Genomic DNA, 12162 nt, shown 5'->3' with positions numbered 1-12162 from the left:
CGGCACCGGCAGTTTCTAGACGATCTCGCGAGACCTACCAGCAAGACCCACGATCACAGGGAGTAGGCACACCACAGAAGTTGGACCAGAACCCGAGAACCGACAGCGAATGTTCACCAGTTTCGACAGCACGGAGCGGTCCGGAATCTTTGAACGACGGTGGCCTGATGACACCTGTCAGACCTCGGGCCTAAGGTGTGCCGGTGATCTTCAGAAGGAAGCAGAAGGCCGCGGACCTGGCCGCCGTCATGTCAGAGCTGGAGCAGGCAGTGGCCGCTCGCGACGGTGGCCGCACCGAGCGTGCGTTCAACGCGGCGATGAGCGGCCTGCAGTCGGCAACGGGCCCCGAATGCGTGCCGGTGGGACCCAGGTTGGCCGCGCTACTCCCTGCCTTTCCGCCCACCGGTCCGCGCCCGATGCTGGCGACGATGGCCGGCTTCTGCGTGGAACGTGGTGCCGATCCGGTGGCGTGTGCGGAGCCGGTCCTCGAAGGCACCCACCGGGACCTGCTCGATGCCCTGGAGTTCGCCCGCCGCTGGGCCGCCGCCGGCGATGCCGGGGACGAACTGCCAGACGCCGACGAGAAGATCATCAACGACGCGCTGATGGCCCGGCTGGGTGGCGAGGCGCACGAGGCGTTGCGGCTGGCGCTGGCCTGGTGCTCGGTCGAGCAGTGGCAGCCGCCCGCGCTGGCCGTGCTGTGCCGCAGCGCCGAGGTGCGCCGTCGGCACGCATTCGCGCTGCTCCCCGCCTGCCGCGACCTGGCGGCCCTGGAGCGGCACGACCTCAAGTGCCTGGCCTACGCGCTGGCGATCCTGGACGACGAGCCCCTGGTGGTGTTGCACCGGCCCACCGGGACCGGGTTCGAAGTGCGCATCGGCGGCATCGGGGACAACTTCCAGTTGCACACGCTGCTCGCCCACGTCCTCGTCGGCGGCGGCCACGTGCCCGGCACCGCACCGTCGGCGGAGAGCGTCCGCCTGGCCACGGACCCCGAGCCCGCCCAGGGGCGCACCGGGGCCGTCGCGACCGGGGCCTTCGAACTCCTCGCCCCGGACGGGGAGCGGATCTGGAACGAGGGGCTGCCCGACGACATCCCCGTTGTGGAGGGGCGCCGCCTACTCGTGCTGGACGAGCCGATGTACCCGCGCAGTTGGAACGCCGACCGGTTCTTCCCGATGCTCCCAGGGACGGCCGAGCTGACTCGTGTGCTGTCCGCCGACGAGGTCCAGACCTGGTTCACCTACACTTGCTGGACGTCCTGACCCGGTCGCCCGGCGCCACCGCTCGGCGTCGGCTGCTGCCGCGGCTAGAAGTCGGGGCTCGGGCCTGGCCTCTATCGAACCAGAAGCGCGCCGGGGTGCTGTCAACATTTCTGAACATCTGCTGTCGATTTTCGGGTTCTGGTCCAACTTTTTTGGAGCGGTGACGCTCGGTGTTGCTGAAGGCTGCTGTGCAGCGTGATGTGCTGCCCCGACCGACAGGGGTGTCGTTGGGACGGCCGATAATGCCAGTCATGGCAGACCGCAGTCCGGTCCTCCGGATCATCACCTCGGCAGCGCGGGAGTCCCTGAAGCCGCTCGGCCTGGCTCAGCGCGGGCGGTCGCGGCTATGGATCGATGATCACGAGTGGTGGCTCGGGGTTGTGGAATTCACTCCGCCACGGACCGCCGGCAGCGGTCTGCACGTCGGTGCGATGTGGCTGTGGCACGACGTGGACCACCTGGCCTTTCATGTGGACTCAGTCCGGACTGGCCCCGAGCCGTTTCGCACCGAGGACCAGTTCACGCCGCTGGCACTGGAACTCAGCCGTCAGGCGGCTGCGAACGTGACCGCGCTGAGGGAGAAGTTCCCGGCCCTCCCGGACGTAGCCCGGTACCTGACTTCCAGGCCGGTGCGCCGGGGATTGCTCTGGGACAGCTTCGACGCCGGGATCGCAGCCGCTCTGACCGGAGACGCGGCCACGGCACGCGATCACTTCGAACGAGTCCTTCGAGAAGACCCGCTGGCCCCGTGGATGGTCCAGGCCCAGGAGAAGGCACGTGAGCTTCACGCGATCGCGCCAGATCGCGACGCTGTGACTGCCTGGGTCACCCGGGCCGTCAGCTCATGCCGGAGCAAGCTGGGCCTGGATCCCGTGACGCTCGCGATCAGCTGAACGGACCCACTCGTTGAGCAACCAGGCTGCGGTCAGGCCAGCAGGACTCGCTTCCGCAACAGGCCGAAGTCGGCCTGGCCGTACATCTGGCGCTTGAGCATCTTGATCCGGTTGACATGGCCTTCGACCGCGCCAGAGCTCCAGGGCAGGGTCAGCCCTGCGGTGACGGCGTCGATGCCGCGGTCGATGCCGTCGGAGGCTGGGCAGGTCGTCCTGTCGGACGGCGTTGAGCCAGCCGGGAGCAGTTGGCCCCGGCGGTCGGTGAGCATGGTCGCGAAGGACCCTGAGGGCTGGAGGGTGCCCAGTCCTACGACGGTCCACCGACCGCTGAGGGCCGCTCTCGTGCGGCCTTGTTCGCCACTGTTGGTGTCAGCCGTTGGTGTCAGGTGTCGGCGCTGTTCTTGACAGATCAGTCTCCCGGGGTGTCTCCCGATGCCGCCAGCCCTGAGCCCCACAAGTCAGCACGAGGCCAGCGAGCCAGAGCAGGCTCTGGCCATGGAAGGGAACCAGCCACGCCGCCGTGAGGCTCGCCGCGATCAGCAACGTCCCAGCACCCCACACGCGAGGCCGTTTCACTCTCTTGCGCGCCCAAGGGAGTGCGATGCGCCCAGTCGACATGGCCAATACACCGGTCACGCACAGTAGCGACGCCATCACGAGAATGACCACAAGAACGACGGACGACACACGACCCTCCCCGGCGCCTTCTCCCAGGCACTCGCCAGGATGATCTCAGCGCTCAACGGCGGGGCACAATACCGGAACCTGGCCGGCTACACCCCTGAGGTAGGTGAAGTCTTGAAAACCGTCGTGGCAGCGATGTCACCGTGGGTTCAAATCCCACCGCCTCCGCGCAGGTCGAAGGCCCCTGATCAGGAACACAGGAACATCGGTCGTGGGCCTTCGTCGTGTCCGGCGCCCGTCGTGCACCGCTGTTGCCCGTGGTTCCCCGCTCGATCGGGCACGCGAGGGGCACGACTCACTCCGGGTGTGGCAGCTCGTGGGGGAGATCGCAAGTGTCCTGTTCAAGGTGCAGGTGACGGAGTTCTCGCAGCTCGACGATGGGAAAGGGGTGCTGCATCCACTTCTTCCGATATCCGCCTCCGCCGTGCAAGCGCAGAACGTCTTGTGCCGCTTCTACGACTACGTGAGCGAACGCGGTGCGCGACTGCTCTGAGCTCCACAAGAGGTGGCCGTCATCGTCCGGCAGGTTGAAGCTCTTGAACATGTCCGGGAATCGGTAGATTCCAATGGCGACGGCCGCCTCACGGCTGCTGAGGACCCACCTCACCTCTGAGGGCTCCAGGTCGAACGAGAACCGCTGAGTGGCGTCAGGGCCGTACAACCCGGCAACACCAACAAGCAGATCAGCAAGAGCGTTGGTGCAGTAGCTCGGACTGCTCTTGTGCTCCGCCCTACCATCGGTGATTCGGTACGTCGCCCAACCTGCTCCGGTCAGACTCCAACTGAACTGGAGATCACTCGGCACGTGGACCCTCCCCTGTGATCGTCTGCGGCACCACTCACCCCAGCTCCCATCCCGTCCGCCGTCGACCCACACGTCTGCTCGGCTCTGCCTGGGTCGATGGCGGACGGGATGGGAGCCCACCACGCTCACCACGATGTGCCCGCGGCCGGGAACGGCGTCCCCTCCGCAGGGAGAGTGCGCCTGCGGCGAGGGTAGGGGGCTGGCCCACCGCGGCCGCAGTCCGGAACGGGCGGGCTTGGCGCCAAGCCGGGCACCGATCCGCTGCGACACCGCCGTACGTCCGTCCGGCAACCACACCGCCAACGTCCTCGGCTGCAGCGAGCGCCCTTGGAGCCGAGGCCCTGCGCGTTCACCGTCTCCGCGTGCCTACGCGATTCGTCAAACGGTGCTTCCGAGCCCGTCGCGGCTACGGCAGGCGTGGTGTGTGCCGCTGTGAAGGCTGCTGGTGAGCCGACTGCTCCGCGTGCTGTGGCTGCCCCGAGGGGATGTCCGGGCGGGCGGCCGCCCGCTGTGCGATGCCCTCCAGAAGCTGGTTCGCCATCGCGGTGATCTCCGCCCCGCGCCCCACATACGGGGACGGTGCCTCGCTGCGGTGGGCCCGCTGGCCGGGCAGCAGATCGCCCAGTTCGCTGTAGCGGGACAGGTAGGCGGGACTGGCGTCCTGTCTGAACTGGGGCGCTATGGCTGCGGCCACCGGCGGGTCGAAGGCGGCGTGGTGGGTGACCCACGGCCGGTCCGGGAAGCTCCAGGACATGCCTGCCAGCTGCACCTCGATCCCTGGCGAGTTCACGAAGCGTAGCCACGAGGCTCTGGGGTCGTGTTCGGGCAGCTCCTCGTGCGCAAGGGGCAGGATCCGGAAGGTCACGTGCGTCGCCGGCGCGTGTTGTCTGGTGTCGAAGACCTCTTCCTGTGCGAGGTCCTCGAGTGCCTCAAGTCTGGTGGTGCTCCAAGCCGCGGCGGCCGGCAGGTTGCCGTAGCCGATGTGGTCGAGCAGCATGCCGGCCCGTACGACGGCGTCCGCTGCGGGGCCATGGGCGAGGCGGTGCAGGCCGGGAGGCAGGAACAGTCGCATCCCGCCGTGCAGTTCGTGAAGGGCTGGATCCAGCGCTTGCGCGTCGGGCTCACGGAACTGGGGGGCGTAGTGCCGGGCCTCAGCCTCCATCGGCTCGCCGTACCGGTACACCACCGAACGGTGGCCGTCCACGCCGTGATACCGGTTCTGGTAGGCGTTGCGGGTCTTCTGTCCGGCCACGCCGACCGGGTCGAAGTAGTGCGCCCACTCGACCGGCGGCCGGTTGTGGATGTTGCGTTCCGGCGCGGGCTCGCGGTAGCGGTCCCACCACAGTGTCCCTTCCGGGCTTCGCCCGCCGTGGTCGATCCACGCCGTCGGATGGGAGGCGTACAGCGCGTCCATGAGCACCGAGGCCAGGCCCCGCTTCTGAAAGCGGCGCTCCACCTCCAGCATGTCGACCTGGACGGCCTGCCCGTCGGGGTGAACGAAAAAATCCAATCGGCCCGCGTAGGCGCCGCCGACCAGGGCCAAAACCCGGCGCCCGGACCACGCCCCGCCCGCGTCGGTCTTCCAGTTGGTCAGCCACAGGGAAACACCCGCCGCGTCCAGCCGTGCTTCGGCGCCTGCCACGGCCGATTACCGACCCGTGGAGGGCAGACCCCACGCGGAGATCACCCGGCTGCTGACCCGGCGAACCTGCGGCAGCCCCTGCAGAGCCCCCTTCACCGCCTGTTCCACCTCCTGAACGGCCGCCGGGCCGGGCAGCTCGGAGAAGGCACCGCCCTCAGCCTCAAGCACGCTCTGCACGGTCACCGACACCCCCTCGCCCGTGACAGGCCGCGGCTCGGCATGGGTGACCAGGTGCAGCACGCGCTCGACATCACCGCTCGCACCGGTCTTGGACGGAGAGTCGAAGATGACCTCGGCGCTCCCGCTGAGCTTCTCCACCAATCGGGCGACTTCCGCGGCCGGCCCGGCCAGCCGCACCTCGGTGAAGGCCGGACCCGACGAAAACTCTGCGCTCACCACTGCTCCTTACAGGGTCGGGCGGCCGCACCAATCTGCCGTTGGCCTCAGCGAGCCACCTTGGACGAAGACGCCAACTCCAGGCGCCGTCACTAGTGTTGCAGGCGCCACTCGGTCCAATTCACCACGATGCCTGGCCCGGCTCGTCGTGGGCGTTGACGGTGCGCTGGCGACCAGAGGGCGGGAAGCGACTTCGTCCCCCGTTCCGGACGATGGGACAGGTCGCTGTTTGCCCAGCCTCTGACCAGAGCCGCCCACGCGCTGGCAACGTAGGCGCAGCGCCGACGGACGGAACCTGCGCGCTGGCAGTGTTAGTGCCGACAGCGGTGATGGGCGCTTGACGACGATGGAAAATTTCGGCTTGACCTGGACAGACGCCGACGGGAGACCGTAGGCGTCCGCGGTCGCCTACGGCAGAATTAGCGGTGAGCGGTGCAAGGCAGACCTCGAGGCGAGCGGTTGCACCGAGGTCGAGCTGGTCTCGGTTAGGCCCGGCACGCTGCCCCAGCCACGAACCTGACCCTCGGTGGCAGGCCGGTCGCTAGTGCTCTGACCACATTGGTTCGCCGGGTTGGTGGTCGGGGCGGTTGGATGTTGCGTGACGTTCGATCCGAGTGCTGGGGGTGTGGTGGCTGAGCCTGTCCGCGTGCGCAGGTTGACCGATCAGGAGGGGCAGAAGCTGCAGCAGATCGTGCGTCGGGGCAGCACCAGTTCGGTCCGCTTCCGACGGGCGATGATGCTGCTGGCGTCGGCCGGCGGGAACCGGGTCCCGGTGATCGCCCAGCTGGTGCAGGCCGACGAGGGCACCGTCCGGGAGGTGATCCACCGGTTCAACGAGATCGGCCTGGTCTGTCTGGACCCTCGGTGGGCGGGAGGCCGTCCCCGCCTGCTCAGTCCTGACGACGAGGACTTCGTCATCCAGACGGCCACCACCCGCCCCACCAAGCTCGGCCAGCCCTTCACTCGCTGGTCCATCCGCAAACTGTTGGCCCACCTGCGGAAAGTCCATGGGCGGGTCATCCGCATCGGCCGCGAGGCGTTACGCCGTCTGCTCGCCCGCCGCGGCATCACCTTCCAGCGCACCAAGACGTGGAAGGAGTCCCCGGACCCCGACCGCGAGGCAAAGCTGGACCGGATCGAGGAGGTCCTGGACCGCTTCCCGGACCGGGTCTTCGCGTTCGACGAGTTCGGCCCGCTCGGCATCCGCCCCACCGGCGGTGCGGGCTGGGCCCCGGCCAGTCACCCCGAGCGGCACCCGGCGACCTACCACCGCACGCATGGCGTCAGGTACTTCCACGGCTGCTATTCGGTCGGTGACGACACGCTCTGGGGTGTCAACCGCCGGAAGAAGGGCGCCGCGAACACGCTGGCCGCGCTCAGATCGATCCGGGCTGCCCGACCGGACGGCGCCCCTGTCTACGTCATCCTGGACAACCTGTCCGCCCACAAGGGCGAGACGATCCGCCGCTGGGCGAAGAAGAACCGAGTCGAGCTGTGCTTCACGCCGACATACGCGTCCTGGGCCAACCCAATCGAGGCGCACTTCGGGCCGCTGCGGCAGTTCACTATCGCCAACTCCAACCACCGCAACCACACCGTGCAGACCCGGGCCCTGCACGCCTATCTGCGCTGGCGCAACGCGAATGCCCGTCACCCCGACGTGCTGGCAGCCCAGCGCCGCGAGCGCGCTCGCATCCGCAGCGAGAAGGGCATCCGTTGGGGCGGACGTCCCCTCGCCGATGCCGCTTGACCAGCCCGGCGACCTTGCCCGGCCGGGCTCTAGCAGTAGCCGTCCACCCTGGCGCTGGCTGGAGCGAGGTTGGGCCAGGGATGTCCTGCTCTGTCGGAGGCAGCGGACCGTAGGAGGTCAAGAATCGTGCACCCCGGGTAGCCCCGAAAACTCGCGTAGGTGCCCCGGTAGTAGCAGCTCCAGTAGCTCACGACCCGCCGTTGAGTGCGCGCGAAGAAGGCAGCGTTGTCCACGAGGAACTGCCCGTAAGCGAGGTGGCCGTAGGTGCCGGGCGTGGCGAGATCACGGAGCTCATCGCAGATGACGACCAGGATCTCCAGGACGTACTCGCCAACCAGCTGCACGACGAAGGGGACGACCCATGGGTCCGTGGAACCAACGACCTTCTCCAGGTGGCGCTGCCTGACCATGCCGTCGCAGTGCCTTGAGTACAGGCAGTGCAGAAGCTGTTGTTGGCGCGACGAAAGCGACGCCACCCTGTCAGTTGGCGGCTCGTCGTTGTAGAGGCGCCCGGGGATCAAAACCTGCTGGCCCTCGACAGCGACCGAGAACGAGGCATGCGGCTGGAGCCGAGAATCAGGCATCACCGCCAGGACTGCCTCGGCATCGCCTGCAAGCTCGGCTGGGAACGCCGTGATCAACGGATTGCTGCGGTCGGAAAGCGGCTGCACGAGCCGAGCATAGGCGGATGCCCCGGCCAGGTAGCTGGCATTAATGGCCCCACATCCGCCCAACCCGGCGAAGGTATGCGGTCAGAGCACTAGATGCGTGACCCGCTGCGCAGACCCCATCCGGCTCGTCGTCGAAATGTCCGAGCGGCGGCGCCGCGGCTGGGGTAGAACGGACGCGGATGTCTTCACGCAGTGGAAGATATTGCTATTGACCCCGGCCGGTACGCCCGGCGAGATCGAAGTACGCAGCAGTATGGCCAGCGGCACCGTGAAGTGGTTCAACTCCGAGAAAGGCTTCGGTTTCATCGCTCAGGACTGCGGCGGACCGGACGTTTTCGCCCACTACTCCAATATTTCCGGCAACGGGTACCGCGAGCTGGTGGAGGGCGAGGCGGTCACGTTCGACGTCACTCAGGGTCAGAAGGGCCCTCAAGCCGAGAACATCGTCCGCTGTAGGTTCGGCCGCTTCGTTAGCAGGAGGTCCTGCTGAGACTGTGGATTCCGCGTGGCGTTAGCAATGTGTCGATCGGCTGATCTTTAGCAATCGGGTGGCCCGCCGGGAAGCATCGTCGGAGTGGAGTCCGGTCCGGTTGGGGCTGTTCAGTCGGCAGTCTCGATCCGTTCCGGGGCGATGCCCAGGATGAGCTTCTCCAGCGCATCCTGGGCATCGCCGAACGTAGCCAGCCAGGTCTCGACCAGGTAGATCTCGCTGTTCTCGTCGATGCCGAGGAAGAATCTGCCCTCATCGAGTTCGCCGAGGGGGAAGATCGCGCGCCCGATGGTGTGACTCCAGTCGGCGAAGCGGTCTTCCTCGCCTATCAGGTTGTCCGGGTCGAAGTTGAAGGGGGTCTTGGCGCAGGTGATCCCGGGGCCGCTGATCTGGACGACCAGGCCACCGAACTCCGCCAAGAAGGCTTTAGCGGCATCGTGCATGCGGACCAGTCCGGTCTTCTCGAGCGTCTTGCGCCAGTGGTCCGTCGAGACGTGCCGTCCCGGCCGCCAGCCTGCTGAGCGCAGTGTCTCCTCGATCACGCCAGTTCCCCGTAGAGACGTCGCCGCCGCATCGACCCATGCCTGGTCCACTGGCACGTCTTCTGGCCAGCCGGGCCGCCAGTCCGCCTGCCAGTGGGCGAAGTCGTCACGCAGGAACTGCGGGTCAACTGGCTTGAGTCGCACTTGCTGTCGCTGATCGGCCCACCAGACCTCGAATTCGGCCTCGGTTCCTTGGTCTGGCCAGCGGTCTGCGACCGTCGGCAGAAGCAGAACATCGACGAACCCTCCGACCGGAAGACCGATGTCGACGAATATCCCGATCGCGCCCGGCCTCGGGACTGCCGTCACCGTCCCTCGGATCCGTTGCCCGAACCGCAGGCCGCGACGGATTCGAATCCACTCTTCAGCGCTGACCACCCGGACATCCTGGCATCCCGCTCTCCGAAGCAGGGCCTGTTGGGTAAGGAAATCGGTGGGCCAGGGTGCACTGGGGCGGCAGGATAGGACCGTGGCTGATCTGCTGTGGGACGACGTCTGGTGGTTCTTCGACCCCGAGGTGATGGGGTCGCTGCCGGACGTGTGGGTGCCCAATGCCTCAGAGAGGGACTGGCAGGCGGTCCTCGACCTCGTGGTGGAGCAGGGCTGGACCTTTCAGTACTCCGAGGGCTCGACAGCGCTGCCGCTGCCCCCGGCAGAGGTCGTGCTGTCGCGTCCCGCCGACGCCGAGCAGCCTCATCTGGAGGTTCGGCCGGTGCAAGACATGTTGGCGATCTTTCGGTTCTATGCAGCAGAGGAGATCGACGTCGACCTGCGGGAGATTCAGGGGCAGGAGCCACTTGATGCCCTGTGCGGATTCCTCGCCGCGATCGGTCGCCGGTTGGGCAAGCCGGTGCTGATGGATGCCGAGGGCGGTGACGGGAGCCGTCCGGTCCTCGGGTTCGATGTCGAGGCGGACCGCGTCGTGATGCTGGTCGAGCCGCCGGTCAGGTGACGGAGGATTGCGCTGCGTCCAGGAGGCTGAGCAGGTGCTCTGCTTCGTGGATGAGAGCGGCGCCCGCGGGAGTGGCTGCGAGGGGGCTGGTCCGCTCGATCAACTGAACGCCTGCAGCCTTTTCCAGGGCGTGCAGCTGATGGGTGAGCGTCGCCGGTAGCGTTCCGAGGCTTCTGGCGACCGCGCATAGGTTCCGTTGGCCGGGCAGTCGGACCAGGCGCCTGAGGCGTTCGACGCAGTTGCGGATGTTGCTGACGGCCGCCATCGACGGGGACAGGGCCGGTGCGTCCGGCAGGAGCGCGAACGGGTTGCTGGTGGCGCTGTTCGGGCGGATCTCGATGCCCCACTTCTTGGCCAGCAGGTTGAGGCGGTGCCTGTCCAGACCGAACTGTTCGGCGATGTCGGGGATGCTGAGGCGTCGGTGCAGGTAGGCATGTTCGAGTTCCTCGCGGGTGATGCGAAGGCTGAGCGGTTCGGGGCGTGGTGTGGCGGGGATCCCGGCTTCTTCCAGGGCGTTTTGGACGGTTGAGAGGCTGCAGCCGGCACTGCGGGCGATCAGGCTCTGATTGAGAGTTCCGCTGGAGTGAGTGGTGCGGAGGAAGCCCGGGTCGAGCAGCCCGCGTCGAGGCCGACGCCGGCCGAGGCCGGGGGATGTGGGAGGGGGCGGCGGTTGGGTGGTGCCGGTGGCGTCGCAGTAGAGCCGGACGTGCTCTGTGGTCAGTCCGAGGGCGGCGGCCGTCTCCTCGGTCGGGGTCCGGTCGGCGATCAAGGTGTCGAAGTCGCTGTCGGAGATCTGTTCGGGGGTAGCCCCAGGCCAGTCGGTCCAGTCGCACCATTCGGTGGGGGGCTCCCAGAGCACGGGTTCGTCGATCCGGTGGGCAGCGAGGTTTGTGGCCGCCTGTTTCAGCAGGAACGCGCGCATCAGCGGCGGGACCTGGTAGCGGAACTCGTCACGGGCGTGGATGTTCCTCGGAGGGAGGTCCGCGTGGGTGCCGAGGAGGAAACTCAGGAGCATCCACCTGAGCATGTGGATTCGGCCTGTTCCACCGCGGGCCCAGCCTTGCTGGCGGCAGAGCTGCGTGTACTCGTTGAGGTTGAGCGTGATGCTCTCGGACGTGAACAAGTGGCGTCGTCTGCCGTAGCCGATCGGGGAGCCTTCATCGTCGAGGTGACGGGCGAGCTGGGTGAGGCAGATGGCGATGGTGGTCTCGTGCTCGGGCGAGGCGATCACGCGTCGAAACGCCATCTTAATGATCAACCGGTTGGAGGGCTGGGCCCGGCGTTCTCGCTCGGCCTGGTCATTTCCGCGCTCGCCGGTATTCGGGTGGGAAGGATGCTCGACCGGCGCGGCCCGCGCACCGTCATGACGGCAGGCTCAGCCCTTGGCGCCGCCAGCCTGCTCGTGGTGGCTACGGCCCCCAACCTGCCTATGTTCTTCGCCGGTTGGGCGCTGGCCGGAGTCGCGATGGCCGCCACGTTCTACCAGCCCGCGTTCGCCGCCCTCACCCGCTGGTGGGCCCCGGACCACGTCCGGGCCCTGACGATCGTCACCCTCGCCGGCGGTCTGGCCTCCACCGTCTTCGCACCCCTGACGGCCCTGCTCGCCGACCACCTGTCCTGGCGGCACACCTACCTCGTGCTGGCCGGGATCCTCTCCGCAGTCACCGTCCCCGCCCACGCCCTCGCGCTGCGAGCGCCCTGGCCGGACGCCCCATCCAGTCCTGCGCACGCCTCCGCAGGCGCGGCCCCGGTGGTGCGCAGCCGACCGTTCCTGCAGGTCGATGCCCGACGCCGCATGCGCGGAGCACCGCTCCGCAGGATCGGTGGCGAGGTCGAGCAGCAGGTTCGTCCGTCCATCGCGCTCCAGTTCGGCGAGAACCGGCGTCAGGGTGGCCGCATGCCGAGAGGTCCACGACAGCGCCACGACGTCCCGCTGCTGCAGGTCCGCAGGGAGCGGGCTCGGCTCCGTGTTCGCCGTGCTGGACCGGGAGCGGTTGCGTAACTGGGCGGAGCGGGTCGGGTTGTGCGGAGCCGCTGCCCCGAGCAAATAGGCGATGCCGGACCATGTGACG

The 12162-nt window shown here is 67.8% G+C and carries 12 protein-coding genes and 1 pseudogene; 6 read left to right on the top strand and 7 right to left on the bottom strand.

Translation table 11 applies throughout. The annotated features are described in order from the left end of the window. Positions 1-203: 203 nt before the first annotated feature. Positions 204-1265 carry a hypothetical protein gene (locus tag ACFVVO_RS33645; protein WP_390060071.1) on the top strand — a complete coding sequence of 354 codons (1062 nt, stop codon included), beginning with the start codon at positions 204-206 and terminating at the stop codon, positions 1263-1265. A 251-nt stretch (positions 1266-1516) separates the two neighbouring features. After that, positions 1517-2158 carry a hypothetical protein gene (locus tag ACFVVO_RS33640; RefSeq protein ID WP_390060070.1) on the top strand — a complete coding sequence of 214 codons (642 nt, stop codon included), beginning with the start codon at positions 1517-1519 and terminating at the stop codon, positions 2156-2158. Positions 2159-2190: 32 nt separating this feature from the next. On the opposite strand, the gene ACFVVO_RS33635 is transcribed toward ACFVVO_RS33640, so the two are convergent. The 4 genes from ACFVVO_RS33635 to ACFVVO_RS33620 form a co-directional block, all read right to left on the bottom strand. Beyond that, entirely contained in the window at positions 2191-2427 is a 237-nt protein-coding gene (locus ACFVVO_RS33635; RefSeq protein WP_390060085.1) for a hypothetical protein, read from the bottom strand. Positions 2428-3137: 710 nt separating this feature from the next. After that, on the bottom strand, positions 3138-3647 hold the full coding sequence (locus tag ACFVVO_RS33630) for a hypothetical protein (protein ID WP_390060068.1): 510 nt from the start codon (positions 3645-3647) through the stop codon (positions 3138-3140). A gap of 406 nt (positions 3648-4053) precedes the next feature. Beyond that, a complete protein-coding gene (locus ACFVVO_RS33625) occupies positions 4054-5289 on the bottom strand; it encodes a hypothetical protein (RefSeq protein ID WP_390060067.1) in 1236 nt (411 codons plus the stop codon). 6 nt (positions 5290-5295) lie between these two features. Next, positions 5296-5685 (bottom strand): hypothetical protein, encoded by a 390-nt coding sequence (locus ACFVVO_RS33620; RefSeq protein ID WP_390060065.1) that lies wholly within the window; start codon positions 5683-5685, stop codon positions 5296-5298. A 628-nt stretch (positions 5686-6313) separates the two neighbouring features. Between ACFVVO_RS33620 and ACFVVO_RS33615 the strand changes: the two genes are divergently transcribed. Next, positions 6314-7435 carry an IS630 family transposase gene (locus ACFVVO_RS33615; RefSeq protein WP_390060064.1) on the top strand — a complete coding sequence of 374 codons (1122 nt, stop codon included), beginning with the start codon at positions 6314-6316 and terminating at the stop codon, positions 7433-7435. A 29-nt stretch (positions 7436-7464) separates the two neighbouring features. Here the strand turns inward: ACFVVO_RS33615 and ACFVVO_RS33610 are convergent, their stop codons facing one another. Then, positions 7465-8106 carry a hypothetical protein gene (locus ACFVVO_RS33610; RefSeq protein WP_390060063.1) on the bottom strand — a complete coding sequence of 214 codons (642 nt, stop codon included), beginning with the start codon at positions 8104-8106 and terminating at the stop codon, positions 7465-7467. A 253-nt stretch (positions 8107-8359) separates the two neighbouring features. On the opposite strand from ACFVVO_RS33610, the gene ACFVVO_RS33605 reads away from it, so the two are divergent. Further along, the gene (locus ACFVVO_RS33605) at positions 8360-8596 is read left to right on the top strand and encodes a cold-shock protein (RefSeq protein ID WP_390060082.1); all 237 of its coding nucleotides are present in this window, start codon (positions 8360-8362) and stop codon (positions 8594-8596) included. A 110-nt stretch (positions 8597-8706) separates the two neighbouring features. On the opposite strand, the gene ACFVVO_RS33600 is transcribed toward ACFVVO_RS33605, so the two are convergent. Further along, complete coding sequence (locus ACFVVO_RS33600; RefSeq protein ID WP_390060061.1) at positions 8707-9516, bottom strand: SUKH-3 domain-containing protein; 810 nt, start codon at positions 9514-9516, stop codon at positions 8707-8709. A 91-nt stretch (positions 9517-9607) separates the two neighbouring features. Here ACFVVO_RS33600 and ACFVVO_RS33595 point away from each other — a divergent pair, with 91 nt between their 5' ends. Then, positions 9608-10090 (top strand): hypothetical protein, encoded by a 483-nt coding sequence (locus tag ACFVVO_RS33595; protein ID WP_390060059.1) that lies wholly within the window; start codon positions 9608-9610, stop codon positions 10088-10090. Here the strand turns inward: ACFVVO_RS33595 and ACFVVO_RS33590 are convergent. Further along, a complete protein-coding gene (locus ACFVVO_RS33590) occupies positions 10083-11336 on the bottom strand; it encodes a LysR family transcriptional regulator (protein WP_390060058.1) in 1254 nt (417 codons plus the stop codon). The genes ACFVVO_RS33595 and ACFVVO_RS33590 overlap by 8 nt on opposite strands. A gap of 87 nt (positions 11337-11423) precedes the next feature. Here ACFVVO_RS33590 and ACFVVO_RS33585 point away from each other — a divergent pair. After that, positions 11424-11861, top strand: a pseudogene (locus ACFVVO_RS33585) (MFS transporter); the annotation flags it as partial. Positions 11862-12162: the final 301 nt, after the last annotated feature.

Origin of the sequence: Streptomyces sp. NPDC058145 (genome assembly GCF_042884245.1) — a bacterium.
Lineage (GTDB): Bacteria > Actinomycetota > Actinomycetes > Streptomycetales > Streptomycetaceae > Streptomyces.
The sequence above is the reverse complement of the archived record's forward strand: the minus strand, read 5'-3'. Positions and strand labels throughout refer to the sequence as shown.